Source organism: Armatimonadota bacterium (assembly GCA_037138755.1).
In the GTDB taxonomy this organism is placed as follows: domain Bacteria; phylum Armatimonadota; class Fimbriimonadia; order Fimbriimonadales; family Fimbriimonadaceae; genus Fimbriimonas.
Map to the genome: position 1 here is coordinate 279,129 of JBAXHT010000003.1, position 25,606 is coordinate 304,734.

28 protein-coding genes are annotated in these 25,606 nt (G+C 54.1%); 18 read left to right on the forward strand and 10 right to left on the reverse strand.

The genetic code is table 11. From position 1 onward, the window contains the following. Positions 1 to 33 precede the first annotated feature (33 nt). On the forward strand, positions 34 to 1,290 hold the full coding sequence (locus WCK51_13630) for a YHYH protein (protein MEI7577927.1): 1,257 nt from the start codon (positions 34 to 36) through the stop codon (positions 1,288 to 1,290). On the opposite strand, the gene WCK51_13635 is transcribed toward WCK51_13630, so the two are convergent. From WCK51_13635 to leuD, 7 genes are all read right to left on the reverse strand, one after another. Beyond that, entirely contained in the window at positions 1,287 to 2,072 is a 786-nt protein-coding gene (locus WCK51_13635; GenBank protein MEI7577928.1) for a hypothetical protein, read from the reverse strand. The genes WCK51_13630 and WCK51_13635 overlap by 4 nt on opposite strands. Positions 2,073 to 2,324: 252 nt before the next feature. Further along, a complete protein-coding gene (locus WCK51_13640; GenBank protein ID MEI7577929.1) occupies positions 2,325 to 3,341 on the reverse strand; it encodes a hypothetical protein in 1,017 nt (338 codons plus the stop codon). 22 nt (positions 3,342 to 3,363) lie between these two features. Further along, the gene (locus tag WCK51_13645; GenBank protein ID MEI7577930.1) at positions 3,364 to 4,845 is read right to left on the reverse strand and encodes a proteasome accessory factor PafA2 family protein; all 1,482 of its coding nucleotides are present in this window, start codon (positions 4,843 to 4,845) and stop codon (positions 3,364 to 3,366) included. 5 nt (positions 4,846 to 4,850) lie between these two features. Beyond that, positions 4,851 to 5,198, reverse strand: coding sequence for an FmdB family zinc ribbon protein (locus WCK51_13650; GenBank protein ID MEI7577931.1), 348 nt, complete (start codon positions 5,196 to 5,198; stop codon positions 4,851 to 4,853). A gap of 311 nt (positions 5,199 to 5,509) precedes the next feature. After that, positions 5,510 to 6,757 carry a hypothetical protein gene (locus tag WCK51_13655; GenBank protein MEI7577932.1) on the reverse strand — a complete coding sequence of 416 codons (1,248 nt, stop codon included), beginning with the start codon at positions 6,755 to 6,757 and terminating at the stop codon, positions 5,510 to 5,512. A gap of 21 nt (positions 6,758 to 6,778) precedes the next feature. Further along, positions 6,779 to 7,327: a DUF192 domain-containing protein gene (locus tag WCK51_13660; GenBank protein ID MEI7577933.1), complete on the reverse strand. Its 549-nt coding sequence runs from the start codon at positions 7,325 to 7,327 to the stop codon at positions 6,779 to 6,781. Further along, complete coding sequence (gene leuD / locus WCK51_13665; protein MEI7577934.1) at positions 7,324 to 7,923, reverse strand: 3-isopropylmalate dehydratase small subunit; 600 nt, start codon at positions 7,921 to 7,923, stop codon at positions 7,324 to 7,326. The genes WCK51_13660 and leuD overlap by 4 nt, the downstream gene beginning before the upstream one ends. Before the next feature lie 49 nt (positions 7,924 to 7,972). Here leuD and trpE point away from each other — a divergent pair, with 49 nt between their 5' ends. Beyond that, on the forward strand, positions 7,973 to 9,439 hold the full coding sequence (trpE, locus tag WCK51_13670) for an anthranilate synthase component I (protein MEI7577935.1): 1,467 nt from the start codon (positions 7,973 to 7,975) through the stop codon (positions 9,437 to 9,439). Between the two features lie 50 nt (positions 9,440 to 9,489). On the opposite strand, the gene WCK51_13675 is transcribed toward trpE, so the two are convergent. Beyond that, positions 9,490 to 10,974: a carboxypeptidase M32 gene (locus WCK51_13675; GenBank protein ID MEI7577936.1), complete on the reverse strand. Its 1,485-nt coding sequence runs from the start codon at positions 10,972 to 10,974 to the stop codon at positions 9,490 to 9,492. A gap of 97 nt (positions 10,975 to 11,071) precedes the next feature. On the opposite strand from WCK51_13675, the gene WCK51_13680 reads away from it, so the two are divergent. Both WCK51_13680 and WCK51_13685 read left to right on the forward strand, forming a co-directional pair. Then, complete coding sequence (locus WCK51_13680) at positions 11,072 to 11,470, forward strand: DUF2089 domain-containing protein (GenBank protein ID MEI7577937.1); 399 nt, start codon at positions 11,072 to 11,074, stop codon at positions 11,468 to 11,470. Next, complete coding sequence (locus WCK51_13685; protein ID MEI7577938.1) at positions 11,467 to 12,678, forward strand: DUF4097 family beta strand repeat-containing protein; 1,212 nt, start codon at positions 11,467 to 11,469, stop codon at positions 12,676 to 12,678. Before WCK51_13680 ends, WCK51_13685 begins: the two co-directional genes overlap by 4 nt. Positions 12,679 to 12,702: 24 nt before the next feature. Here WCK51_13685 and WCK51_13690 read toward each other — a convergent pair whose 3' ends face one another. Further along, the gene (locus WCK51_13690) at positions 12,703 to 13,365 is read right to left on the reverse strand and encodes an RsmG family class I SAM-dependent methyltransferase (GenBank protein ID MEI7577939.1); all 663 of its coding nucleotides are present in this window, start codon (positions 13,363 to 13,365) and stop codon (positions 12,703 to 12,705) included. Positions 13,366 to 13,404: 39 nt separating this feature from the next. Between WCK51_13690 and WCK51_13695 the strand changes: the two genes are divergently transcribed. Both WCK51_13695 and WCK51_13700 read left to right on the forward strand, forming a co-directional pair. Next, positions 13,405 to 14,349: a hypothetical protein gene (locus WCK51_13695; protein MEI7577940.1), complete on the forward strand. Its 945-nt coding sequence runs from the start codon at positions 13,405 to 13,407 to the stop codon at positions 14,347 to 14,349. A 35-nt stretch (positions 14,350 to 14,384) separates the two neighbouring features. Next, a complete protein-coding gene (locus WCK51_13700) occupies positions 14,385 to 14,825 on the forward strand; it encodes a hypothetical protein (protein ID MEI7577941.1) in 441 nt (146 codons plus the stop codon). A 7-nt stretch (positions 14,826 to 14,832) separates the two neighbouring features. On the opposite strand, the gene WCK51_13705 is transcribed toward WCK51_13700, so the two are convergent. After that, positions 14,833 to 15,681, reverse strand: a complete 849-nt coding sequence (locus WCK51_13705; GenBank protein MEI7577942.1) for an alpha/beta hydrolase — start codon at positions 15,679 to 15,681, stop codon at positions 14,833 to 14,835. A gap of 69 nt (positions 15,682 to 15,750) precedes the next feature. Here WCK51_13705 and WCK51_13710 point away from each other — a divergent pair, with 69 nt between their 5' ends. The 12 genes from WCK51_13710 (at position 15,751) to WCK51_13765 (ending at position 25,566) form a co-directional block, all read left to right on the forward strand. Next, positions 15,751 to 16,086, forward strand: coding sequence for a DUF5665 domain-containing protein (locus tag WCK51_13710; protein ID MEI7577943.1), 336 nt, complete (start codon positions 15,751 to 15,753; stop codon positions 16,084 to 16,086). Positions 16,087 to 16,108: 22 nt separating this feature from the next. Further along, entirely contained in the window at positions 16,109 to 16,600 is a 492-nt protein-coding gene (locus tag WCK51_13715) for an AtpZ/AtpI family protein (protein ID MEI7577944.1), read from the forward strand. 10 nt (positions 16,601 to 16,610) lie between these two features. Beyond that, the gene (locus tag WCK51_13720; GenBank protein ID MEI7577945.1) at positions 16,611 to 16,904 is read left to right on the forward strand and encodes a hypothetical protein; all 294 of its coding nucleotides are present in this window, start codon (positions 16,611 to 16,613) and stop codon (positions 16,902 to 16,904) included. Beyond that, the gene (locus WCK51_13725) at positions 16,901 to 17,626 is read left to right on the forward strand and encodes a F0F1 ATP synthase subunit A (GenBank protein ID MEI7577946.1); all 726 of its coding nucleotides are present in this window, start codon (positions 16,901 to 16,903) and stop codon (positions 17,624 to 17,626) included. Before WCK51_13720 ends, WCK51_13725 begins: the two co-directional genes overlap by 4 nt. 52 nt (positions 17,627 to 17,678) lie before the next feature. Then, positions 17,679 to 17,879, forward strand: coding sequence for an ATP synthase F0 subunit C (locus WCK51_13730; GenBank protein MEI7577947.1), 201 nt, complete (start codon positions 17,679 to 17,681; stop codon positions 17,877 to 17,879). Positions 17,880 to 17,939: 60 nt separating this feature from the next. Next, positions 17,940 to 18,620 (forward strand): F0F1 ATP synthase subunit B, encoded by a 681-nt coding sequence (gene atpF / locus WCK51_13735; protein ID MEI7577948.1) that lies wholly within the window; start codon positions 17,940 to 17,942, stop codon positions 18,618 to 18,620. A gap of 1 nt (position 18,621) precedes the next feature. Beyond that, positions 18,622 to 19,176 (forward strand): ATP synthase F1 subunit delta, encoded by a 555-nt coding sequence (atpH, locus tag WCK51_13740; protein MEI7577949.1) that lies wholly within the window; start codon positions 18,622 to 18,624, stop codon positions 19,174 to 19,176. Between the two features lie 5 nt (positions 19,177 to 19,181). Continuing rightward, a complete protein-coding gene (gene atpA, locus WCK51_13745) occupies positions 19,182 to 20,708 on the forward strand; it encodes a F0F1 ATP synthase subunit alpha (protein ID MEI7577950.1) in 1,527 nt (508 codons plus the stop codon). After that, positions 20,709 to 21,566, forward strand: a complete 858-nt coding sequence (gene atpG / locus WCK51_13750) for an ATP synthase F1 subunit gamma (protein MEI7577951.1) — start codon at positions 20,709 to 20,711, stop codon at positions 21,564 to 21,566. A gap of 118 nt (positions 21,567 to 21,684) precedes the next feature. Further along, positions 21,685 to 24,519: a hypothetical protein gene (locus WCK51_13755; protein ID MEI7577952.1), complete on the forward strand. Its 2,835-nt coding sequence runs from the start codon at positions 21,685 to 21,687 to the stop codon at positions 24,517 to 24,519. 52 nt (positions 24,520 to 24,571) lie between these two features. Further along, positions 24,572 to 24,790, forward strand: coding sequence for a hypothetical protein (locus WCK51_13760; GenBank protein ID MEI7577953.1), 219 nt, complete (start codon positions 24,572 to 24,574; stop codon positions 24,788 to 24,790). Beyond that, positions 24,766 to 25,566 (forward strand): hypothetical protein, encoded by an 801-nt coding sequence (locus WCK51_13765; GenBank protein MEI7577954.1) that lies wholly within the window; start codon positions 24,766 to 24,768, stop codon positions 25,564 to 25,566. The genes WCK51_13760 and WCK51_13765 overlap by 25 nt, the downstream gene beginning before the upstream one ends. Positions 25,567 to 25,606 lie beyond the last annotated feature (40 nt).

Consider the following 25,606-nt stretch of genomic DNA (forward strand, 5'->3'; position numbering starts at 1 on the left):
TTTCCAAACAAGCATCACCTAAACTAAGTGATCATGAGGTTTCAACCGAAGTCAATTGCCATCCTCAGCGCTGGCACAATCGCTGCGATCGTCGTTGCCCAAAGCGGGCGATTCGTCGCGGCAAACCAAACTGCTGGATACAAAAACGAAGTTTCGATCACCGTCCAAGGAGATAAACGAATCATCACTTCCAATGGGATTCCCGACCATTCTGTTGGTCGTTTCCCTAACCCCGGGAATCCGAATCGGATCGCACCTCAGAAGTATTCTTGGTCGATTCCGCTTAAGCCGACGCCAGCATCCCGTCCGGCCAGAGGAAACCTTTTCGGCGTTGCTGTCAACGGGGTTCCTTTCGATCCTGGCACTGCGGAGCTTTGGAACAACAACTTTGCTTGGCACTACGAGGCCCTTGTCGGCCAAGTCGCAAACGGACGTGGCCTTGGCGTCGATGAGAACCTTGCCCACGTTCAGCCAAACGGGGCGTACCACTATCACGGGCTTCCGTACGGGTTGCTGAACAAGTTGGACTACAAGAACAAGATGGCTATCGTCGGCTGGGCGGCCGACGGTTATCCTGTTTACGGCAACTATGCTTACTCGGATGCTTCGAGGGTGAGTTCGATGAAGAAGCTGACTTCGGGTTATCGCCTTAAGTCAGGTACCCGGCCGGATGGCCCTGGCGGAGCTTATGACGGCTCGTTTGCTTCGGACTACGAGTGGGTCTCCGGCGACGGTGATCTCGATCAGTACAACGGTCGAACTGGCGTCACGCCAGAGTTTCCGAACGGAACCTACTACTATGTTTTGACCGACTCATTCCCGTTCATTCCTCGCCAATTGAAGGGACAAGCTGACCCTAGCTTCAGCAAGGGTGGACCCGGTGGCCCGGGCGGTCCAGGGGGTCTGCGTGGTCCGGGTGGCGGTCAGGGAGGTCCGGGACAAGGTGGACCAGGACAAGGTGGACCAGGACAAGGCGGACCAGGACAGGGTGGGCCTGGCCAAGGCGGGCCGGGTTTTGGCGGGCCGGGCGGACCACCGAGAGGAATGGTTCCGGCGGACGTTCTGGCCAGCTACCTTGAGCTTTCGGCAGACCAGCAGGCACGGCTGAAGACGTTCAAGACGGCGCTTGAAAAACTGTCTGGCGCAGGGGTGATGCCCCACCAGCTCACCGCTTTGAAGCTGAGCAAGTCGCAAATTGAGAAGATCGCTCGAGGCGAAAAGCTGGACTCTGTGCTGACGAAAGAACAGCAGTCTCAAGTTCAAGATGACGGGCCACCGATGCAGGATTAGTCTGGTCGGATCGCAATGGAATCTGCAGCGATTGGTCGTGATGTAAGATTCCACTGGTTGCCGCGGATTCTGTCTCCGCCGACCAGTCGTCTTGTCCAAACGGCGATCTTTCCGATATTCGTCGTTTCCTTATGGTTACCGAGGGCGACCCAATACCGCTTATCAGGATCGAATTCGGGGCCGAAGATTGAGTCAGCAATGACGCGAGGTTTCGCGGTCTTCAAGTCCATCTCAAAAATCCATCCGAAGCTACCAGCGGAGCCGGAGCGAAATCGATTCTCCGCATACAGTTTGCGCCCGTCAGCCGACTTCCAGGCTTGCCGAAGATCGATTGCTGGCCAGACATAGTCTTTGCCATTGAGAGTGAGTACACCGGTTTGGCCTGATGATTCGTAACTCCCAAACGTGTTCGTCCTCATTTCCCCAGCCTTAAAAGTGCATTTCAGACCTAACGGCACAAACGGGTTCGGAAACGTTTCTCCTTCATCAGTCCAGGGCTCTGGAATCAGATTAGGAATTGGCGAGCTGACGAGCCGACCTTTCTTTATCGTCCAACTTCGGATGGGGACCCGTGCTGGGTCGTCCAATCGCGCGAATTCCACAAAATGCGGCTTAGCACGGCTAGCCGCTAGCCCAGGAAAATTGTAGTCATCGGCTCTTTCAAAGTATCCGGTTCGAACTGCGTTCCGTTTTCCCGTCTTTAAGTTCAGTGTAAACACCTTGGTTTTCAAGTGAGTCGGAAAATGGTATCCGAGCCAAGTTTCGGCTTTCGTGACGCCCACCGACTGTCTCCAACCGATGGTGTATGAATCTAGCCAGAAGACATCGAACTTCTCGGTGCCATCGAAGGTTAGTTGCCTGAACTTCTTCCCTTTCAGGTCGCACAGATAGACTTGGTGGTAGCTGGTCCGGCGGTCGCCCGGCGGGTATTAGAAGCGGACACAGCACGCTACGACGGGTGGTGTTTGAGCCGTTACCGAAAGCAGAATGAGTTGCGAAGAAAGCATCGGCAGTCGTAGTTCTTTCCGCAGATCCTAGTTGGCCAGCCTAATCATTGCGGAATCAGTGTGGACAACACCACTTGTCAGCCTCCACTGACCACCAGATTGCAAGTTTCCTGCCCAAAGATCACGGTTCCATACAACTTTCTCTCCCAGCATGGCAAAGGATTTCCAGTTGGATAAGCCTATCCATTCATCTCTTGATCCGTCAAATCCAGTTAGATCGACTCTTCGTACGACGGATTGCACAATCCCGCTTGGCAAGTGACACTTCCAGACCCAATGTTCTGGTCCTCGATTCACTCCTCGCTCTTGTGAGATCGCATATATGCTTTGTGAGCCTCCGCGGACAAATGCTTTCTCAATGTGGCTGGATGGCCAAACGATGGTTCGTCCTCCAATTTTCATGAGACCAGAATGACCATCCCAACTGCTGTCGTCATACCAACCATAACTCGGCAGGGCTGGTGCCCTCTCAAATGTGCATTTAACTCCGGCGGAAACAAATGGGTTTGCTAGGAGCTTGCCTTCCTCTTGGTCGAATGAAGTATTGAGAGCCGGGCACTGTTCAAACTCGGAGGCTTCGAAGGGTCCTGTTGCTTTCATTAGACGACCGTGACTCACTGTAAATCGTAGCTCTTGCCGCTTGTTGATAAATCCAAAGTGTAAGGGATATTCATAGAGTGTTGACAGCTCGAGAGTTCCTCTTGCGACCACCTTTGCTCGTCCAGACTTTAGGGAGTATTGAATCAATCGAAATTTGGGTTTTGTGGTGAAGTTTTTGATTCTGTAGCCATTTGCTGAGACCCCAAACTCTGGTTCCTCAGACTCAAGCCAGGCAAGTTCATCTTTGTTCACCCAAGTCGCGCAAATTGAGTCCCTATCACTGTGAGTTAGTTGCTTCACCGCGCCGCGGCCATCAATCCGAAAAAGGTAAATCTGGTGAAAACTTGGGCGCTTAGCCGGATGCGCGATGTACTTGCGGATTGAGGCGACAACAAGTGTTGCCGACTCGCTCGGAGGAAGCAATGCCGTTAAGCCCGGTAGCATGACCTATTCTACAAAATCCGGCCTACTTATCACCAAAAATTGGCTGACCCCATTGATCCAACGGATTGGCATAGGGGTCGAGGGGTTCGGGGAGCTGGGTGAAGCGTTGGCGGTCGACTTGGACGCTGGACCAGTCGAAGGTGTAGATCGGGGCGCCTTTACGCTTTAGGACGTGTTCAACGAGCTTGGAGCGGCCGTGGGCTCGGGTGTCCTTGGGGGCGTCGGCTTGGGCGACCATGATGTCGAGGTCGCGGAGGAGGCGTTTGGATCGCCCCATCTCTTGCCAGCCGTAGAAAAGCGATGCGGCGGGGTCGATGTTGTGGTACTCGAGGTCAACCGATTGGAGGGCGTCGTCTTCCCAGCCGATTTGCTCGCTCGCCATGTATTCTTCGCAGATCAGCTTTTTGGCGACCCAGTCGAGCCGGTCGCCCATCTGCATGGGGTCAGCCTTGAGGTCGTTGAGGGTTCTTTCCCATTCGGTAAGGATCCAGTCGTTTTGATCGGATTCACCTTTGAATGCTTGGCATGCTTCGAGGTAGCGGCTTTGGAGATCGAGGGCGGAAACGATGGAGCCGTCTTGAAGCTCGAGAAGCCATTGGAAGGAGTCGTCTCGGCTGATGTCCCTTAGTGCCACTAGCGGTTGGGCGAGGAGGAAATCGTGGGAAATGAGACCGCTTTCGCAGGCGCGGATGGCGAGGGCGGTGGTGCCGATTTTGAGGGCGTAGCCGTATTCGTTTTGGTTGGCTTCGCCGAAGAGGAGGTGGAGTCGTGTCATGCCGTTTTGGCTGTACATCGTCTCCCATTTGGGGTTGACTATGGCTCGATTGAACCTGACTTTGCTCGCGATGGTTCGCAGGATGTGATCGGCGCGTTGGCTGAGTTGGAACTTGACCGACGGATCGGGGGCGACGCCGTAGACGTGGGAGACCCAGATGTAGTCGATGGGGTTTTGGCTCAGCTGCTCGTAGGTCGGGGCGTCGCCCTCGAAGAGGACGTGGCCGCCGACGCGCCCGACTCCGGCGTAGACCTGGCGCGTCACGAGGAACGGGATGAGGAGGTGGAGCGTGCCGTTCATCAGCTCGCCTTCGGCGCGAACGAGGTAGTTTTCGTGGCAACCGAAGGTGTGTCCTCCGAAGTGGTCGACAGAGTTATTGTAGATGGCGCAGTCTTCGGCGAGGCCGAGGTCGTGGAGGGCTTGGACGATCAGCCTTTGACCAGCTCTATCATTGGCGACGAGGTCTTTGAGAGACTGGCATTCGGCGGTGGCGTACTCGAGGTGCGAACCGACGGCGTCGACGTAGAGCCGTGCTCCGTTAAGCAGGAACCCGCCGCTTTCGGCGGGTTCAAAGACATCGTCTCGAGCGTGGTGGTCGATCAAGCCGATCTTCTTGTCGTAAAAGAGGTGGTCTTTGATCTCTTCGACGATCTGCTCGGGATTACCAAGATTCTCGTCGGCGACGAGGCACCCGAACTCCGTTTCCACTCCGAAAACCCGCTTGTCCATGTTGTTTAATCTACGTTATCGAGGTCGATTCTTTTCGGCTTTGCCGCCTTTTCTTCCTCGACTGCTTTGAGGTCTTCTTTTGTTCCGGTGATGATGTCGGGTCCCTCGCCAGCGGCTTTCTCCCAGACGCCTTTTTCGGCGCGCTTGTACGTTGTGAAACCTTTCTTAGCAGCTTTATCGGCGGTTGGTTCGTTGCCAACTTTGAACGTGGCTCGGCTGACGACCTTTTTGACATCGAGCCCGCAGTAGGGGCAGAACTTGTAGGCCTCGGCTCCGATTTCTTGGATGACTTCGATGCGGTTCGGGCACATGAAGCAGTCCCGATCGACGGGTTCGTATTCGTAGATGGGCATGGTTGGATTTTACGCTAGCGGCACCTAGATGAAGCGATCAAAACCGTGAGAACTGCAACGCATTTGGTTGGGTAGTCAGGTTCGTTGAATAGTGCCTTTGGCGTTTTTGGTGGGTAGGGGTGGGTACGCGTCTGTCTAACTATTTGGGTCGAAATTTGGGCGGTAGCGGTCGTTCTTGTGATTGTCTCGCTTCTGCTTGGGGACTCGTAGGGGCAAGGTGAGATCAGAACGGTAGTGTCAGAAATTTGTGCATCTACTTATCATCACTCTGGAGCACGAAAGTCAACCAAGAGAATCAACATTGAGAAAGGCTACGGCTTGTCCGGAACCCATTTGGCGTGACCATCGGCATAGACGACGGCTCGACCGCCTGGGCCGTTGGTGAAGCCTAGTTCGGTGTTCGCGATATCTTTGATCTGATCCAGTGGTCCGCCCCCAAAAGTGTAGTTGAATCCATCCAACATTTTTCTGTTCTTCAGGTACGGCATCAGACGGTTTACGAAATTCTCGCCGTTGGGTAGAACGTCTTCCATGTCCGATGCATAGAGGATCAGCGCTAAGCCGACCTGCTTTGCCTGGCTCAACGCCTGAGCTTTGAGTGCGGCAAGTTTCATTTTCTCAGCCAGATCACGATCGAACGGCTTGATGTCTCTGATCAGCAGTGCCCCGTTATCAACATAGACGACTGATGCCGCCAAAGGATGGAGTACTGGGTTAAATCCGGAAGGGCAAAGGTAAGTCGTTCGATCAAGGAGGGTTTTTTTGGGTTTGCTGCCTCGTTTGTCCGGAAGTTCCGGGAGCCCGATCCGGAGTTCAGCGTCTTCTCCACTGAGTTCAAAGGGTTTCTCTGGCTCCACATAAGCGAGCTTTCCCCACAGATCGGACTTAATCTCCTTGACGGCTACTTCTCCGGTTGCTCGGTCAAGAGTGGCGTCTAAGTATTGAATGGGGTTTGTATTTCGGCTGTAACTGGCAAACTTGATCACGCGTGCATCGGCGTAGTAGGGTGCCTGGAAACCCACCCGGAGCTTTACTTTGTAAACGACAGGTTGTCGACCAGGTTCTAGGATCCCGAAGGAAGACTCACCTACTTCGTACATGAGGAGCGGGGCGACACTTTTCTCGCCAGCGTAGAACAATGTCTCGGGGGTGATGGCTGTCGCTTGGATGCGACCTGTGCTGAGGTCTAAGAATCCTTGCAGTTTTGGATTTGAGGAGTCGAAAAAGAAGATCGTCTTGCTGTCGCCTAGGGCTGTTAGCTGGGTACTCGGGGTGGCACCCGGAATCATGAGCTCAGTTGAGACGCCGCGTTGGCAATCATAGGCGAACCATTTGGAAGACGGTGCGGCTGTGAGGCTTGGGTTGAATATTACGTTTGGGTCGATACGGTTGTAGAAGATACGCTCGCCGTTCGCCGAGTAGCTGAAGTTCATTACCATTCCGCTCGACACGGATTTGGCGGGACCAACCATCCAGGCTCGGGTTTCGTCCCCGAAGATGGATTGAGCGTTTGACGCAGCTACCGCGAACAACGCAACTAGATTGAGAGTTGCTTTCATGTTCGCCTTGACGAGGTCGGGTTACTCATCCGTTCGGAGAGTTTCGGGAATTTTCACTTTGTCACCGACTTTGAGACCCATCCGATCGGCGAGGCCGAGTTTGAGTTCGATGACGTATTGGTAGGCGCCTTTGGGTTCAAGCATCGTATCGTTCAGCGGCTGGCCTTTGGCGATGCTAACGATCTTTTTGTCTTTGCTGATGTAGGCGATGTCGAGCCCGAGCGGCGTGTTGTGCATCCAGAAGCCGTGCTTGCCGTCGTCGGCCTGGGTCTCGGGGAAGACGAAGATCATTCCTTCGTCGTCTTTAACTTCCCTGTCGACCAGGAACATCATTCCCTCCTGTCGCTTGCTGGGGTTGTCCATGATCCAGAGCTTCATGGTCCCTTTAGGAACAGCGATTTCGACTTTTTTGAGATCTTTGAGCTGGTTGATTCGGTCGGGGTTTATGTCCGTCGGAGTTGAAGGGTTTGTTGGAGTTGAAGTTGACGGAGAAGAGTCGGGGGCGGTTTGACAACCAGAAAGGAGAACCGCGAGAAGAAGCGCGGACGCGCCCATCCGCCAGCCGTTCACGAGGCCCCCACCAGCGGAACGAAAGCGAGTTTGGTGGCCTCGTAGTCCGCGATCTGAGAATCGTACTGAAGGGTGGTTCCGATCAGGTCGAGACCCGCGATAAGCGCGAGCTTCGTGGCTTCATTGATGTCGAATCCAAGCGATTCACCTTTGCTTAGGACGGTTTGATCGGGAAGATTTACCGTGACTTCGGCTCCCGAGCCAGCGGAAACCAGCTTGGCATGATCTGTCGGGTTCAGCTCGATCAGCAGGAGCCCACAGTTGGCAGAGTTGCCACGAAAGATGTCGCTATAGCCGGGTGAATCCGCATCGCGCCGAGCGATCACGCAGGCGAAACCAGCCTGTTGGATCGCCCAAACCGCGTGCTCGCGGGAAGAACCGCAGCCGAAGTTTGTTCCGACGACTAGAACAGAAGCGCCCGCGGCTTCGGGCTGGTCGAGCGGGAAGTCAGCGCCGCGCACATCACTGAAAACCAGTTCGCCGTACCCAGCTTTCGAAACTCGCGAGAGGAATCGGGCCGGAATGATTCGGTCGGTGTCCACCTGATCCTGGTTCAAAACTGCAATCTTGCCCGTATGAGTGGTAAATCCTGGCACGATCCTAGTTTGTCACATCCTCGCTTCCCGGTAACATCGTTAGCTCACGATGCTGACCCCCGAACTTCCAGATTATCTGCGACTCGCCAAGCGCGGAAAGGCGATTCCGGTTTACCAAGACATCCTTGCTGATGTGGAGACTCCGGTGAGTGCGTACTGGAAGATATCACACGATCAGGTTCACTCGTTCCTGTTAGAGTCAGTGACTGGTGGCGAACAAGTGGGACGCTATTCAATTCTGGGCGTAAGGCCGCGGAAGATTATCCGCTCGAAGAACGGCGATTTGCGCGTGACGGATTCGGATGGAACGACGGTTTCGGCTCTGGAGTCTGGGGAGGACCCACTTCATGTTTTGAAGCGAGAGCTGGCGTCGGTTGATCCGCTGCCCTTACCGGGGATGAAGCACTTCCTTGGGGGTGCGGTGGGAATGATGGGCTACGACATCGTCCGTTACTTTGAAGTCCTGCCGGATACGTGCGTGGACGATCTTGGTGCTGAAGATCTGGCGATGATGATCTGCCAACTGGTCGTGGTTTTTGACCATGTGAAGCACATTATTCGAGTTCTTTATGTGGCGGATGGGTCCGAATCAGATTACGAAGTGGCTCAGGCTGAGATTGGATGGGTGATTGATCGCCTTCGAGCTCCGCTTCCTGAATTGCCGAGCGACACAAAGGCGGAGCCGGTGGTGACGCACAACCAGACACAGCAGGAGTTTGAGGACAAGGTGACGCGGATGAAGGAGTACATCGCGGCCGGCGATGCATTCCAGATGGTCCCCTCGCTTCGGTTCAATGTGACCGGAATCTCGCATCCTCTTTCCACCTATCGGGCTTTGCGGTCGATCAATCCTTCGCCTTACATGTTCCTACTTCGGTTCGAGGATTTTGAACTGATCGGGGCATCGCCAGAGATTCTGGTTTCGCTTCACGATGGAAAGGCAAGGGTTCGGCCGATTGCCGGGACTCGCTGGCGCGGACAGACAGAAGAAGAAGATCTGACCCTAGCACGCGATCTTCTAGCCGACGAGAAAGAGCGTGCGGAGCATATTATGCTCATCGATCTGGGACGAAATGACCTTGGGCGGGTGTGTAAATACGGCTCGGTGAAGGTGAATGACCTAATGGTCATCGAGAAGTACAGCCATGTCATGCACATTGTTTCGGATGTGACTGGCGATCTCGCTTTGGATAAAGATGGGTACGACCTGATTCGGGCGGCGTTTCCGGCAGGAACGGTTTCGGGCGCGCCAAAGGTTCGCGCGATGCAAGTGATCGATGAATTGGAGCCGACCCGGCGAGGAGCGTACGCGGGGTCGGTTGGAGTGATTGGCTTCGACGGGAATGTCGATTTGTGTATCGCCCTTCGGACCATCTACAAGAAAGGCGAGGTTGGTTACGTTCAAGCGGGCTGCGGCGTCGTGTTCGACAGCGACCCTTCGTATGAGTACACCGAGGCTTGCAACAAGGCTCGGGCCTGCTTGAACGCTTTGAAGCAAGCAAACGCTGGGCTTTGAGGTTGTGTCTTCAGTCGGTTTGAACCGACTGAAGACTAGTTGCTCTTGACTTACAGGCTGTACAGCTTTCGATACTTCGCGCCGAGGCCGTCCAAGTAGTACTTGGGGTTCATGTCCTCGCCAGTAGCAGCTTTGATGAGGTCCTTCGGTATGTACTTTCGTCCCTGGCTGTAGATGTTCTTCTGGAGCCAGGCGAGAATCGGCTCAAATTCGCCCTTTGCGATCAGCTCGAACGGCAGCGGAACTTCCTTTTCGAGTGCGTTCCAGATTTGGTAGCTCAGGATGTTGCCCATCGAATAAGTCGGGAAGTAGCCGATGGAACCCATTGACCAGTGGACATCTTGCAGACATCCTTGGGCGTTGTTTGGCGGGCGAATTCCGAGATACTCCTCATACTTCGCGTTCCAAGCTTCGGGAAGGTCCTTGATCTCCAGGGAGCCTTCGAGAACCGCACATTCGATCTCGAATCTCACGAGAACGTGGAGGTTGTAAGTCAACTCGTCAGCTTCCACTCGAATGAGTGACGGCTCGACCTTGTTGATCATTCGCATAAAGTCGCCGAGTTGAATGTCAGCGATCTGCGGGAATGACTCCGTGAGGTTCGGAAGGAAGTGTGACCAGAAGGCTTCGCTACGTCCAACGATGTTTTCCCAAGTGCGACTCTGACTTTCATGAAGCCCAAGTGAGACCCCTCCGGCGAGCGAAGTGAGATCCCACGCGGCAGGAGAGCCTTGCTCGTACATCCCGTGTCCTGCTTCGTGAAGCGAGCCGAAGATTGCCGAACCGAGGTATGGCTTGTAGCGGGTTGTGAGGCGAATATCGCCGACGGACCATCCGGTGCAGAACGGGTGCGGAGCGGTGTCCTGGCGTCCGCGGTTGAAGTCAAATCCAATTTTGGAAACGATCAATTCGGTGAACTGAGATTGCTTCTGTTTGTCCCACTCACCGTATAGACGAGAGTCATCAACCGGGCCTGTGGCCTGAATCGCTTTCACTAGTTCAACTTGAGGCCCTTTTATGGCCTCGAACATCTTCTTCCAATCGGCAGCAGTTGCACCTTCCTCGTACTGGTCGGTGACGGCGTCGTAGATGTGATCGGTGAACCCGAGATGGTGGGCTTCTTCCTTCACGATCTCGAACATTTGCTCTAGAGTCGGAGCAAAGCTCTCGAAATCATCTTGGGTTCGAGCACGGACCCACTCCTCGTGCGCGATCGCGGAGAGCTTAGTCTTGCGAGCGACCAGTTCAGAAGGGAGCTTGGTGGCGAGATCGAGGTCTCGCCCGATCACCCGTAGAAGCGCAAGGTCGTCTTCGCTTGACGCTTCCGCCTTCGCACCTTCGAGGGCTTTGCGAGTCTCGTCAGCGATAAAAATCTCGTGGTGCATCTTAGAAAGGCACTCCAAATGATTGGCTCGCGCCTCGGCTCCCCCTCGGGGCATATAGGTCTGTTGGTCCCAGTCCATTATCGCCATCGCCGCTCCGAGCGCGTTCACATCGCCCATTCGATCCTTCAAAATCTCAAGTGAAGATTTCATAATTCTTAGTCTACCAACCGAACTAATCAATAAAATCATCATCAAACAATCAAGTTGGGCGCAACGCATCCGACGATTAGAAAGTAAAAAGGCACATATGGAGCGAAATCGAATGCACAGAATTCCTCACAAGGATCCGGTGAGCGGCGGCGAGCTGTACATCAGTGAGCTGACCAGCGAGGAAACGGGAATCACGATCCGAGGGAACTTCGAAATTCCGCGTTACGCAAAGCTCGATACCGAGATGCTGGACTTTCTTGAAGTCTTCTTGCGATGCCGAGGAATGCTAAACGGCGTGGAGCGTGAGCTGGGAATCAGTTACCCAACCGCCCGAGCGAGGCTCGATACTCTCCTCGGTGCCCTGAACTTAAGCCCTATTGAGGCTCGAGAGCGCAGCGACAAGAACGCTGACAAGCGTAAGAAGATTTTGGAACAGCTTGAAAAAGGCGAAATCACCGCCGACGAAGCGAAAAAGAAACTGGGGGTTTTGAGTTGAAAGAGGAGATTAAACGCATTAACAAATTGGTCGCCGAGGGCAAGTTATCGCCTGAGGACGCCGCCGACCTGATCGACGCTTTCTACACGTCGGCATCCCAGGATGGAGAAGTTCCTCCTCCGCCGCCCCGTGAGGCATACGAGAGTGCTGGAGCGACAGAATACGCCACCGACTCACGGCCTCGCGATCCGTTCAAAAATATCATCGATTCGATTGAGAAGCTTGGCAAGGAAGTGACCGAGAAGATTGACTGGAACGAAGTATCAGAAGGAGCGCGGTCCTCGGCGAAGAAGGGCCTTGATGCTCTCAAGGCTGGACTGAAAGATGTCAGCAAGGGTCGATTTGATGTTGGGTGGCTCTTCAGCACTGCGACTCGCGAGCTTCGACTTCCCTTCTCGATTTCCGACGGACAGAGCCTCTCGGTGGAGAACGGTTGCGGTGATGTTTCGATCGTTGCCGATTCGGTTGAGTCCTATGTTGTCGCTAAAGCTAAAGTTCGAGGAGCGACGATTGAAGATGCAAAGGCAAAAGCTGATGTATACACTCTGGTGGTAGAGGGCTCGGATCACGGAGTCGTGATTCGACAGCCTCAAGTGAGTGGACTAGAGGTTGATCTAGAGATTCATGTCGCAGCAACGCCGGCGATTGACGTCAAATCGGACACCGGTGACGTCATTGTTCGAGACACCAAAAATGCTTGCCGCATCAAGAGCACGGACGGAACCGTGGATGTTCGCGGCGTGAACGGAGTTGTTGAAATTATCGTTTCGGCTGGTAATGTGTCGGTTGAGAATGGCGTTTCTCCTAACCTGTATGTCGAGAATAAGTCGGGAGATGTGAGTGTCCGCGAGTGCGACGCCAATATGAACCTGCGCTGCTCCAGCGGAAACATTGCGATCCTGAGTTCCAAGGGCAAAACGATTGCTGCTGAGGCCGTTTCCGGAAACGTGACCGTGGACCTGATTGAGCCAGTGAACGGAACTGTCAACGTTCGCACGGTGAGCGGTAACGCTCATGTGCAGGTTGCCGACGGCTCAGATGCTCGAGTTGCGCTAACTACTTTGCGCGGCGTGACTTCGACTGATATTGAGCTCACCGACCGAGCGCAGAACGATCAGCGAGTGACGGGGCGACTGGGTGATGGCACCGGAACAATCGATGTCAGCGCGGTGACGGGAAACGTGGAGTTGCAACTCCGGCGAGTCTGAAGGTAACCCCGGCGAGACCCGGGGTTAAGCTAACGGCTTTTTTCGAATGGTCGCCCAATCCCGAGGGAACTTCCTTGGGGTTGAGGCGACTTTTTTGTAGATCGGAAACACCCGTTCGATATCCGTTCCCGGCAACATTTGCGTTTCGAAGGAAACCAGCTCGAGCCCCAATTCTTTCAGAGAAGACAGCTCGAAGCCATCGTTCGGAGTCCGCATCGGAATCACGAGTCCACCGATTCGGACAACTGGAGCAGAGAGCTCGAGCTGGATTCCAAGTGGGGCAACTGCGCGTCCCGTGGCCACATCGAACTTCTCTCTCCGACCCCACGATTCTGCGCGATCATTGACAATCTCGAGATTCGACAATGGATGCCGAGCCAAAAACCCGAGCATTTTGCCGCTTGAATCGAGCGCAGTTACCTTCAGATCAGGTCGCGCGCAAGCGAGTGGCCACGAAGGGAATCCGGGGCCGCAACCGATGTCAACGACTCGCTGGCCGTCCCCAATCAAGGAAGACAGCAACAGCGAATCCAGAAAGTGGCGAATACCGCACTCTTCAGGCGAAACGCGGGTGAGGTTCATCACCTGATTCCGGTCGTACAGGTCCCCTTGAAAAACAGAGAACATCGAAATTTGCTCCGGCGAAAGACTCAAACCAAGCTCAGAAACCGCCGAAATCCAATCCACTCGCACAAGTTTAGCTTGCTACAAACCAACAATACCTTTATGATCCTTGCACTTCTCGTCCTGAAATCCGTGAAGGTCACTCAACTTCCTGCCTATCCGGCGACACCTCAGCCGCACCCTTACGCGCTGAGTGGAGATGGGCGGGTGGTGGTCGGTCAATTCGCGCCAGGCAATGCTTTCGTCTGGCGGGGAAGCGAGATTTCGAAGTTTAAACCAACTCTGGACCACTCTGTATTGGACATTTACGCCCAGGCGACCAGCCATGACGGCAACGTAATCGTTGGGAAGGCGGGGCAAGCGTATCGCTACAGCCGGGCCAGCGGATTTCAGCTTTTAGGAAAGCTCCCGGGCGACATTGATTCATTCGCTTACGACGTCAGCTCCGATGGAAACGTGATCGTTGGCTACAGCCAGGCGAGCAACTACAATCGGGCCTTCGTCTGGAGAACGGCGGATGGTATGGTTGAAATTCCCGCTCCAGGTGCAAACACGAGCAGCATTGCCCTTGCAGTTAGCGCAAATGGAAAGGTTGCGTGCGGGATCTCGACGGCCGATACCTCGGCGAAAGCGTTTTGGACAGATTTCCGAGTTTCCGAGCTTCTTCCCATGGGAAAGAACCATACAGATGCGGCAGCAAATGACGTGAACGGGGATGGTTCTATTATCGTTGGGACGGTCTCGGGAGAGGACTCGAGTAGCGCCGTCTACTGGAAAGGCAAGCAAATCTTCTTCTTGCCTAATTTGGGTCGCCGGGTAGCGGTCGCCAAGTGCATCTCGGCGGATGGCTCCTATATCGGCGGATACTCTGGTGACGATGCCGTCATTTGGCACGGCAAGGAGATCATCAAACTTGATTCGATAGCCTCTGGGTGGTCCTTTGAAAGCGTCAACGGGATCACACACGTGGGCAACAAGTTGATTGTCACGGGCTGGGGTAATCGAGCCGGAAAAGACGTTGGTTACTACCTCGTGATGAGCGAGTAGCAACGAATCTGCGCCAAAACGTGTATAACCTTGTCATGCCACGCATCCTCATTGCCTCTTCCTTTCTCGCTTTTGCCCTTGTCGGATGCGGAGGTCCGTCTCTTGTGGGCGACTGGACGGTGTCCAGCGATAAGATGCCCCAAGGTGCGACGGCAAACATCAACTTTACGTCCAACGCTTACAAGATGGATATCAAAGCCGGCCAGGCGGGCGTCAATCTTGCCATCACGATGGATGGTACATACACTCTGAAGGGCGAAGAAATGACGATGACGGCAGGCAACGTCACGATTGACGACAGCCAGATTCCTGCGGCGTTCAAAGCCATGATCGAGCCCGCGAAGAAGCAGCTCGAGGAAGGCAAAGGCAAGACGACCTCTGGCTCAGTGAAGATTGAAGGCGAGACCGCTACCTTCACGGGAAAGGATGACAAAGGTCAACCGGTAACGATGACCTTTACCAAAGTCAAGAAATAGCTCTTCTCTACTTCGGAGCCCATCCGTGCTGACGCAACCAGAAGATCAGGTTGCTTGCCCACGGGTGGGCATTTTTATAGGGTGCTTTGTCTGCGAGCCCGATCCCGTGCTTCCCCTTTTCGAAGATGTGATATTCACACTCTACTCCCGCTTTTCGCAGGGCAGCGGCGAAGAGTTCTGAGTTTTGTGGAGGGACCCCGTCATCCTCCTGAGTGTGCCAAAGAAAGGTTGGCGAGGTGTCCTTATTGATCTGTTTGGGAAGATTCATGAGGTCCATCAGCTTCCGATTCGGCTTGTCGCCGAGAAGCTGCTTGCCCGAAAACTCGTGGCCGTAAGGCTTGTCAAACGAAGTGACGGGATAGCAGAGGATGGCGAAGTCGGGTCGTGCTGAGAGGGAGTCGATGGCCGCAATCTTCGGACCCGCTTCGAGGTTGACTTCCTTGTCCGGCTCGTAAGTCTTCATCGCGTGGTGGACAGCCGCAGTTCCAGCCAGGTGTCCGCCCGCGGAGGAGCCCATGATTCCAACCGTTGTGTAACCCAATGAACGCACTTTTCGGATCGCTCGTTGGGCGTCAGCAAGCATAGCGGGGTGGCGGTATCCGTATTGACCAAGGCGGTAGCGGAGAACGTAGGCGGCAACTCCGTTCATGGCGAGGTACTCGGCATAGTCTTTACCTTCATGGTCGGCCAGAACCCAGTAGGCTCCGCCAGGGCAAACAACGACAGCAGTTTTGGACGACTTTTTCGGCAGGAACTCGGTTAAAGTCGGGATGTCGTTCTCGCCTTTGCCGGTTGCATAAGGGGCATCGCCCTCCCAGAGCCGGATAGTCACCGCCGCTATTGCTGCTGTAAGCATTTTCTGATCTTACTCGGATTGGGTAAGGCGTTCTGCAACCAACGCCGAGCTGACTTCGTCCCTTAGTCAGTGGACGAGCAGAAAACGGAACTTCAAGAAGCGATTGAGCGGCTAACCACTCAGGTTGAGGCTCAGAACAAGTTGCTGAAGGAGTTTGTCGACAGTCAGACCCACTTTGGAAAAAGGCTGGTTGCGGGGCTGTGGACCGGTCTTGGCACTGTGCTCGGTGCGACCGTTGTCGTGTCGCTACTCGTCGTCATGCTGAAGCCTTTAGCTGAAGTCGATTGGGTTGGACCGATTGTGAACCGAGTCATCGACTCCTTAGATCGCCGCCGCCCAGTCAGCGAGCCTCCGCCAGCCGCGCAAAAGACGGAGCTGAAGCAGGTTCCAACACAGAACCCCTAGCTCGGGCTACACTTCTTTGTATATGGTCGAAGACAACGACGTTTCGGAAGTTCCTTCGGACGATGACATTCAGGCAAGGTTTGATGCGATCAAAGCCAAGCTCGAGCCAATTGCTGAGAATCCAGAGCTGGATGCTCGCGTTGAAGCCTTCCTCGGCCAAGAACCAATTGCGAAGGTTCCCACCGAGATAGAACTCGAGGCAGAGCGCGTTGCCGCCAAACTGAACGGACTCGATGAACGGCTTAACTCCGCCAAGCAGACCTATCAGAACACTAAGCCTAAACCTAATTCCGTCTCGGGGGGGCTTGACCAGAAAACTGCACTCGGAATGGGCCTTGGACTCTCGATGGCGTACACCATCATCGGTGCCCCACTGGTCGGCTATGGCTTAGGGTTGCTCATCAACAAACTCACTGGCAATCCCGGATGGCATATCTGGACGACTCTGATTTTCAGTGTGATTGCGATTGCCTGGGTTGCGATGATCGGGGCAAAAACTAACGATCGTCTATGAGGGTAGGGCATTGCTAGCAACTTTCGCAATCGTTGCAGTTACAACGGCTCTCTTCGTGGGCGGATCAGTTTGCTTGGTACGATGCCTCGGATTGGCGAATGATGGAAAAGTGCTTCCAGCAGCTCTTTTTGGAGTTTTTGGGTTGTCGCTTAAGTTCCCTGCCGTGATTGCCGCGTTAAAAATTGCAAAAACCGGAACGGAGAGCGAGAGGGGTGGCGCAATGGCGGCGGTCACGTTGGTATACTTCGTTTCCGTTGTTGGAGCATCCATCTATGGATTCCGACAGAACCGCAAAGACCAATGACGGACCTTAGCCAACTCAGTGGGATCTCCATCGCGAACACTCAAGTGTCGTTCCTAGGATGGGCGGTTTACTTCACAATTGTCTTGCTCGTCATCGGGTTTTTCGTCCAGAGCGCACTGAAAGGTTACAACGGTCGAGTCTTCAAAACCGGACCGGCCCGAATGGCTGAGCAGCTTTATCTCTTCCTAGAGAACATGGCGGTTGGGGCGATTGGTTCCCACGGTCGCAAGTATCTTCCAATGCTCGCAACATTTTGGATGATCATCTTTGTGAGCAACGTGGTTGCTCTCTTCATGCCAGCTTCTCCGACGACCGTTCTCGGTTTCAACTTCGGCCTTGCGCTCTGTTCGATTGGCTATGTTCAGTACGAAGGCATCAAGGCTAACGGGCTGATTGGACACGTTTCTCACTTTGCTGGTCCAAAGCTTGGACTCGCACTTCTGCCGATCACCCTCATGATCTTCCTCATCGAGATTTTCTCGGAGATCATGAAGAACATTTCGCTTTCGATCCGTATCTTCGCAAACATGAGTGGGGGCCACGCGGCGGTTGAGTCGATGAACAAGCTTGGCGAACCCGCTTTCCTTCCTCTCGGCGAATTCCTCCTTCCGCTCAAGGTTCTCACCTGCCTTGTCCAAGCCCTGATCTTTACGCTTCTCACCTGCGTTTATCTCGGGCTGGTCACGCATCACGACCACGGGGACGAAGCTCACGCGCACTAAACAATTTCTATCCGCAAACAACAAACAAAACTAGGAGAAACACGAAAAACAAATGAGTATGATCGGTCTCGGTCTCGCGATCCTGGGCGTCGGCCTGGGCCTCGGCATGATTGGTAATGGTGCGCTACAAGGTATGTCGCGACAACCAGAAGCAATTGGTAAGCTGCAGGTTCAGATGCTGATCGCTCTGGCATTCGTCGAGCTAATGGGCTTCTTGACCATCTTCGCTACCAGCGGATTTGTCGGCAAGTAAAGACCTCAACTATTTTCGTGCCTGCGCTCAACCCGCAGGCACCATGACCAATACCAACTAATGGCTGAACAGCAATCATCATCGAAAGGAAGCGCCCTGCCGGGAATCATCATTGGAGCAATCCTGATGGTTGGCGGTGTGTACCTCGATAAAGTTCTGCACGTCGCTCACGAAGCAGGCGCGGCTGAGCATGCTGGTGGCGAGCACGCTGGGCAGTGGACGGTTCCGTTCCTGAACAAGCTTGACGAGATGGGTCTACCGCTGAACCCGGGGATCACCCTGGCGACCATCGGTGTTCTCCTTATCGTTATGCCCGCGATCAAGTACTTCTACACCAACCCGCTTAAAAACGCCATCGACGAGCGAAATCACAACCTCGAATCTACATTTAACGAAGTCGAGACTCTCCGAAACGAGATGACTTCGATGAAGGGCGACTACGAGAAGCGGATCGCTACGACCGAGGCAGAAGCTCGCGAGAAGATCAACGCACAGATCAAGGAAGCTCAATCGCTTCGACAGAGCCTGATGGCAGAGGCGGCGGCGAAATCCGACGCACTCGTCAAGCAAGCTCAAGAAGAGATTTCATCCGAGAAGGCAAAAGTTCTCGGCGAACTGCGAAACCATGTCACCGACCTCTCGCTAACCGCAGCTGAGAAAGTCGTTGGCGCAAACATGGACACCGCAGCCAACCGAAAGCTCGTCGCTGATTTCATCGCCGACCTCGAGGTGAAGGCTTAACGTGGCTGGAGATCGCGTCGCAAAACGGTACGCCCAAGCAGCTTTTGAAGCTGCGAAAAATGCGAAGTCCGTCGAAATCGTCGGCGCCGATCTGGCTGGCCTGCAGGCCGCCCTCACCGGAAACGGTGACCTCCGTGCTTTCCTTCTTAGCCCCAACCGGGGTCGAGACGAAAAGATCGCCCTCTTCGAGCAAGCACTTGGCGAAAAAGTGACCGCTCTGACGAGCAACCTTGTCAAGCTGATGCTTGAAAAGCGACGCGAAGAAGAGCTACTTACCATCGGCGACGAGTTCTTGACGCTTCGAAGAGCCCACGAAGGCATCGTTCACATCACTGTGACCAGTGCCATCGAGCTAACGGACAGCGAGAAGAAGCAGATCGTCGAGAAAGTGAGCGCAAAACTCGGGCGCAAGTCCGAAGCAGAATTTGCCGTTGATCCCACCCTTGTTGGTGGTGTGAAAGTGGCATACGACAATTTCGTCATTGACGGCAGCGTCAAGGGATCGCTTAAGCGACTCCGAGAATCGCTCCGACAAGACAACCTGAAACAGGCATAAAGAACATGGCCATCCGACCAGAAGAGATTACAGACATCCTCCGCAAGCAACTTGAGTCATTCGACAAGTCTGCGAAGACCGACCACGTTGGCACCGTTATCCAAGTTGGAGACGGTATCGCTCGCGTTCATGGCCTTCCGGACTGCCAAATGGGTGAGCTCCTTGAGTTCCCTAACGGCGTCGTTGGCCTTGCGCTCAACCTCGAAGAGGATTCGGTTGGAGCCGTTCTTATCGGCGACGACACCTCGATCATGGAAGGCGACCCCGTTAAGGAAACCGGAAAGATCATCCAGGTTCCGACCGGAAAGGCTCTCCTTGGTCGCGTTGTGAACGCGCTTGGTCAACCGATCGATAACAAGGGACCAATCGTTACCGACACCTATCAGCGACTTGAGACCATGGCTCCGGGCGTTGTTGATCGACAGCCCGTTACCGAGCCTCTCCAGACCGGTATCAAAGCTATCGATGCGATGATCCCAGTTGGACGAGGTCAGCGAGAACTCGTTATCGGTGACCGACAGACCGGTAAAACCGCGATCTGTATCGACACGATCATCAACCAGAAGTCGACTCACGAGCCAGGCGGCTCGCCGGTCTACTGCATCTACGTTGCTTGTGGACAGAAGGCTTCTAACGTCGCCCGAGTTGTCAAGACCCTCGAAGAGAACGGCGCGCTGGAGTACACCACCATCGTTCTTGCTTCCGCTTCCGACTCGAACGCTGAGCAGTATCTTGCTCCGTTCGCTGGTGCAGCAATCGGCGAGTTCTACCGAGACAACGGCATGCACGCTCTGGTTATCTACGATGACCTTACCAAGCAGGCACAGGCTTACCGCGCTGTTTCGCTCCTTCTCCGTCGCCCGCCAGGACGAGAAGCTTATCCGGGAGACGTTTTCTACCTTCACTCACGCCTTCTGGAGCGAGCGGCTAAGGTGTCCGACGCTCGTGGCGGCGGATCGCTGACGGCTCTACCAATCATCGAAACCCAAAGCGGCGACGTTTCGGCTTACATTCCGACCAACGTTATCTCGATCACTGACGGTCAGATCTACCTTGAGCCCGACCTCTTCTTTGCTGGCGTTCGCCCGGCAATTAACGTTGGTATCTCTGTTAGCCGTGTTGGTGGAAACGCGCAAATCAAGGCGATGAAGTCGGTTGCTGGAAAGCTGAAGCTCGAAATGGCTCAGTACCGCGACGTTGCTGCCTTCGCGCAGTTCGCTTCGGACCTTGACCGATCAACCCAGCTTCAGCTCATCCGAGGCCAGCGCCTTACCGAGCTGCTCAAGCAGGATCTCGTTTCGCCAGTTGACGTTGTTGATCAGATCATCGCGATCTTCGCTGGTTCGCAGGGCGTTCTTGACGAACTGACCAACGAGCAGGTCAAGCCGTTCGAAGCCGGACTTCTCAAGTTCATGCACGAGAAGTACAGTCAGGTTGTTGAGTCAATCCGAACTTCCAAGGCGATCAGCAAGGAAGCCGAGGATCAGCTCAAGGCCGGAATCGCAGAATACGCAGCATCTTTCGGAAAATAAATGGCAACGCTCAAGCAGATTCGTCAGCGCATCCGCGCCGCTAAGAACATCCAGCAAATCACGAAAGCGATGAAGCTGGTTGCCGCCGCGCGCCTCAAGAAGGCGACGGATCGGGTTTTGGAAGCTCGACCTTACGCCGACAAGCTCAAGGACATCATGACCAGCATGTCGGCGTCGGGCGCTTTGCCTCCGCACTCATTGCTGACCAACCGCGAAGTCCAGAACATTCTCGTCATCGTCATGACCTCCGACCGAGGCCTGGCGGGTGGCTTCAACACCTCGATTCTTCGAAAAGGAACCGAGTTTGCGAAGCAGAATGAGGGCAAGGGCGTTAAGATTCTTGGCTACGGTAAGAAGGCTAACATCTTCTTCGCAAAGCGCGGCTATGACATGGTCGAAACCTTCTCGGCTCCTTCGGCCGGAGCTCGACTTGAGGACGCTATTGCGATCACCAAGAAGGCTCGGACGATGTTCGAGTCGGGCGAGGTTGATGCGGTTTGGGTCATTTACTCCAAGTTTGTCTCTGCTGTAAAGCAGATTCCAACTGTCGTTCAGTTGCTTCCAATCGAAGCTCCTTCGGACGTTGAGACGTCTGGCGGTGAAGTAGCTTTCGAACCATCTGCGGATGTCGTCCTTGACATCCTCCTTCCCCGCTACTTCCAGACCTTGGTTTGGCAGTCGATGCTCGAGTCCACGGCCTCAGAATTCGGTGCTCGAATGAGCGCGATGACCGCCGCCACCGACTCGGCCGGAAAGATGATCCACACTCTCACCCTCAAAGCCAACCGCGAGCGCCAAGCCGCGATCACCAAGGAAATCTTGGAAGTTGTTGGTGGTGCCGAAGCTCTAAACGGCTAAGATCCACAATCACAGAATCAAGCTCTTGCATTATTGCAGGAGCTTTTTTATTAAGCGATTCTCTTGAATCGAATCAAATCTCTACCTCTCTTTGTATCCGAGGCATTAGAATGTGTGGATGTTATCTACCATCGCTGCCACGTTTTTGATGAGCCGCGCCGAGCTTATCCCCGGAAGAGAACTAGCGGCGAAGTTGAACAAACTGGACTCTCCGGATTTCTCAAATGTAGAAGGTGTATACAAAGAATATCAGCAGTTAGAGCGTAGGGTGGCATCATTCCCATCCCGGCAGGGCAACCTGGAGCCAAACGCGGCGGCTGAAGAGTGGATAGGCTTGCTTAACAAATCACTGACTTTGAAGGGGTATTCGGACAACTCCCTTCCCGAGAAGCTTGTTGGCTTGCTTCCAAGACCTGAAGCTTGGCCCCGACTCAGTGAGTTATTGCGAAAGCACTTTGGTTCGAGGACTACCCCGAGGGCAGTTGGACTCAGTGTTCTTGCCGAGCTACTTTCGGGGACGCCTCAAACACAAAAAGCAGCTTTAGCGAAACTTGCTCCGATAGGAAAGGGCTCTGGCAGCCAGTACTTGAATTCCACCCTCACAACTTTGAAGCAAGCGCTTGCGGCTCGGAATGGTGATCACGCCACAGCACTGCGCCTCATGCTCGAACTCGCCGATGCCGGAACATCCTATGTTTATGTCGATGATCGTGTTTGGGATGCGGCTGCTCCAAACCAAGAATCACTCATCAAGAACCTTCTGATGAAGTCCAAGACGCCAGTCATGTTCGGGCTCATCGATCCAAAGCGGAATTCCGAGGTGAGTCGGTGGGCTCTTGAAACGGCTCCAAAGCACCGGGTTGCGCAATGGGGTTTGGTACACCAGGTTGATCAAGGCTCTCTATATAAAGCGATTGCTGCTAGATTTAGTCCGTTTTCAAATGATTCGACACGAGTCAATTCTTCGGGACTCGCGGCTCGATCGCTCTATATCCTTGGACTTGCTGATCGAGGAGCAAAGAAGGAGGCATTTCAGGGTGCGGGCGATGGTTCAAGCCTGATGTTTGATCCAGCTCGATTGGAGGGATTAGGCGTCAAGAACGTAGCGGCCGTCCGAGAATTTGTACGCGAACTAGCTCTCGCCCACCCCTCGAAGAAATTGCTGTCTTACTATTCACAGCTTGCGAGGGGCGAGGAAGCTAACAGTCAGTTTGATACAGATGTTCGGTCGCTGCGGGGAAAGAAGGGGATCTCGGTTCAGGTGAAATCAGAAGCGGATCAACTATACATCAAGAGTTTGATGCGTAGAGACGAACTTGAAAAGGCCGCCACCGAGCTAAAACGATTCGCGGGGTCCATCAAAAAAGCTGATCAGCCGACTCAGCAATTCATTGAATCGACAGCCACGATTCTCGCCACACAGCTAGGCAAGCCTCAACTTCTATCTCTCGTGAAGTCGACGAAGGACTTGGAGCGGATCTCAAGCGGATACCCAAAGAGCGACCTGTTGATCAAGCAGAAGAAGTTTCCTGAGGCTCAAGCTGCTGCGCTTACAGAATTCGCGGCTCTTCAGCAACGGGGTGACTGGGGACGTGATCAACTCATCGTTACACTCATCAAAATCTACGAGGCCTCTGGAAGGTACGCCGATCTGGTCACGTTTGCTCAGGCGGTTGAATGGAGTAACGCGGAGAGTTTTCTCGGCACCTATGGCGACTTCTTTTATCAAGGTAGGCCAATGGATTCCTCACCCGATTCACCGCTGAGATTCGGGGAATTCTGCTTAAAGGCGGGTCGGCTCGACCTGGCCGCGATAATAGCCAAACATTCATTGCGTTCAGAGGTAGCGGATGACGGTGCTTACTCATTGCTCACTAGAGCGGAGAAAGCGAGCTCAATCCCGTTCTTGGAAAAACTTGCCGAGACTTTTCCTTACGAAGAACGACCCGTCATCTGGAAAGCAAAAGTCTTGTTCGAGGCAGGAAAACTCGATGAAGCTCTCGCCACCATCCAGTCAGCCATCGACATTGATCCTTCGGACGGGGAGACCGGGCCTGGAAAGCGCATGTACGGATACTCAGTCTTTGCCGACATCCTTGAGGCAAAAGGCGACAAAGAGAAGGCAGAGTTCTTCCGTGGAGCCGTCAAGGCAATCCGATTGAGCGAACAGGCTGACGCGCTCTTGAGAGATGGTCTAGAGACTCGAGCTCTTCGCAAGTACGAGGCGGCATTGGAACTCTTCTCCGGCGCTTATTGCATCCAAAGCCGTCTTGCAGTGCGCCTCGCCGAAGCAGGAAAGATGGATGAGGCGAAGGAGCACTACCGTGCGGCCTATGAGCTGATGTCGAGCAGTTTTGGTTACGTAGAAACGCACTGCTTTGGGTGCGAGCATGTTTTTGAGGGTGAGACGCAACAGGCTCTTGCAGAAGAGATTTTCCAGCGCCAACTAGACACCAACCCTGCCCGCCCGCAGAATCACTATTTACTGGGCTATTTGCGTGAAGAGCAAGGTCGCATTCCGGAGGCAATTTCATCCTATCGAACCGCGATCAAACTTGCACCTAAGTATCTTAACGCGATACTTAGGCTTGCGAATCTGCTGAAACCAGCCCCGGAGAATCGAGCAGAATTAGAATCGCTCGCCTCAGCGATCGCGAAACTGCAACCAGCTACGAAGATGAGCTACAACTCCGAAACCCCAGATTACGCGGAGCTTTACAGGCAGGTGGACAAGATCTACAGTCTTTTTGGATCGACTGGCACCATCGCTGAAGCATTGGGATTCAAGAGTCGATCCCCGGAAGATCGGTATTTCTATACTAGTTACGTAAACTATGTCCTCGCTCCGGGAGCTGCTATCGCCCAGACACGAACCTTTCAAGCACTGGGAAGCTTCATCCAGGCCGGCGCGTACGCACGGGGCACGACTTTCCTCGACTACTCGTCGAGATAAAGAAATGGTGAGCAGAGATCGGTCACAGCCCACCGCCATGTAAACTTAACGAATGAGCACACGGCTGAACCCTGAAGGAATTCCTCGGAATCAGTTGTTGTATGCCCTCGGAAACCGGGAGATGGTGGCTTTTCGGCGGAAGATGGACTCTTGCTTTCTGTGTTGCCGGCCGGATGTGAATGAGGCGGGACTCTGTCGCTACTGCTACTCGGCGCTGGATACGCCGGAGATTCAGGCGGCGGTTCGGTGGACGAGCGGAGTTGGACCTTGAGCCCGGCGGGGTTCTTCGTCACCGCGGTTTTCGTCGCGCTGGGATTCGTCGTCTCTCGATACCTCAGCAGCCGCAAAGGCAAGTACCTCGCCCATGTCGAATACTGGGTTCTGAGCCCGATAACGAAGCTCCCCGATCTGACCGAGACGATGGCGGCGGTGATGCAAAGCCCGGGAATTAGCCCGGCTGAAGGGCTTCTGTTCTCAGACATCAGATTCAAAATCGGACTGATTTTGGCGAACAAGAACAAGAATGCCGAGTTGTTGACTCGGATTGACTACCGAGATGCGTTTGCCAGATCGGGGAGCGCGATTCGGATTCAGTACAGTAGCGAGACGAAGTTGGACGCAAAGAAACACTTGCAGTTTTGCGTTCATGTTGCTGGTGCGCTCGCCACTCAGGTCGGGGCTCTGAGCATCCTAGATGTGGTGGCGGATCGGCTCTGGTCGACACCAGAGTTTCAGCAATTCCTGGGAAAGCGGAATCAGGCAACGGATTTTGAAGACCACGTTAGGATCGAGGAAGCGAGCGATTCTACATTCATAGTTCGTGGTCTTCAAAAGGTTGGAGTCCCTGATCTTCACACTTACCCTGTAGAAAAAGACAAGCTCTTGCTAGCTAAGAATATCCTTGATCGCTACGCCCGGGCCTCATGGGAGAAAATGGAACCTTTGACTGAGCCGATCGAGGAATACGGAGACGAGTTCATCCTTCTCAGAACGCCGCAAAAACCTGGTAGCGAATCGGCCCGCCTTCTACGCCGCCAATCGAAGTAGGCTGTGCTAAAATGAAACCTCAAGTAGATTGAAAGGTTTT

What these genes read in the sequence shown, in the direction of transcription:
- WCK51_13630 (MEI7577927.1), top strand. Translation starts at nt 34, where the DNA reads ATGAGGTTTCAACCGAAGTCAATTGCCATCCTCAGCGCTGGCACAATC.
- WCK51_13640 (MEI7577929.1), bottom strand. Translation starts at nt 3,341, where the DNA reads ATGCTACCGGGCTTAACGGCATTGCTTCCTCCGAGCGAGTCGGCAACA.
- WCK51_13645 (MEI7577930.1), bottom strand. Translation starts at nt 4,845, where the DNA reads ATGGACAAGCGGGTTTTCGGAGTGGAAACGGAGTTCGGGTGCCTCGTC.
- WCK51_13650 (MEI7577931.1), bottom strand. Translation starts at nt 5,198, where the DNA reads ATGCCCATCTACGAATACGAACCCGTCGATCGGGACTGCTTCATGTGC.
- WCK51_13655 (MEI7577932.1), bottom strand. Translation starts at nt 6,757, where the DNA reads ATGAAAGCAACTCTCAATCTAGTTGCGTTGTTCGCGGTAGCTGCGTCA.
- trpE (MEI7577935.1), top strand. Translation starts at nt 7,973, where the DNA reads ATGCTGACCCCCGAACTTCCAGATTATCTGCGACTCGCCAAGCGCGGA.
- WCK51_13675 (MEI7577936.1), bottom strand. Translation starts at nt 10,974, where the DNA reads ATGAAATCTTCACTTGAGATTTTGAAGGATCGAATGGGCGATGTGAAC.
- WCK51_13680 (MEI7577937.1), top strand. Translation starts at nt 11,072, where the DNA reads ATGGAGCGAAATCGAATGCACAGAATTCCTCACAAGGATCCGGTGAGC.
- WCK51_13695 (MEI7577940.1), top strand. Translation starts at nt 13,405, where the DNA reads ATGATCCTTGCACTTCTCGTCCTGAAATCCGTGAAGGTCACTCAACTT.
- WCK51_13700 (MEI7577941.1), top strand. Translation starts at nt 14,385, where the DNA reads ATGCCACGCATCCTCATTGCCTCTTCCTTTCTCGCTTTTGCCCTTGTC.
- WCK51_13705 (MEI7577942.1), bottom strand. Translation starts at nt 15,681, where the DNA reads ATGCTTACAGCAGCAATAGCGGCGGTGACTATCCGGCTCTGGGAGGGC.
- WCK51_13715 (MEI7577944.1), top strand. Translation starts at nt 16,109, where the DNA reads ATGGTCGAAGACAACGACGTTTCGGAAGTTCCTTCGGACGATGACATT.
- WCK51_13725 (MEI7577946.1), top strand. Translation starts at nt 16,901, where the DNA reads ATGACGGACCTTAGCCAACTCAGTGGGATCTCCATCGCGAACACTCAA.
- WCK51_13730 (MEI7577947.1), top strand. Translation starts at nt 17,679, where the DNA reads ATGAGTATGATCGGTCTCGGTCTCGCGATCCTGGGCGTCGGCCTGGGC.
- atpF (MEI7577948.1), top strand. Translation starts at nt 17,940, where the DNA reads ATGGCTGAACAGCAATCATCATCGAAAGGAAGCGCCCTGCCGGGAATC.
- atpA (MEI7577950.1), top strand. Translation starts at nt 19,182, where the DNA reads ATGGCCATCCGACCAGAAGAGATTACAGACATCCTCCGCAAGCAACTT.
- atpG (MEI7577951.1), top strand. Translation starts at nt 20,709, where the DNA reads ATGGCAACGCTCAAGCAGATTCGTCAGCGCATCCGCGCCGCTAAGAAC.
- WCK51_13755 (MEI7577952.1), top strand. Translation starts at nt 21,685, where the DNA reads ATGTTATCTACCATCGCTGCCACGTTTTTGATGAGCCGCGCCGAGCTT.
- WCK51_13760 (MEI7577953.1), top strand. Translation starts at nt 24,572, where the DNA reads ATGAGCACACGGCTGAACCCTGAAGGAATTCCTCGGAATCAGTTGTTG.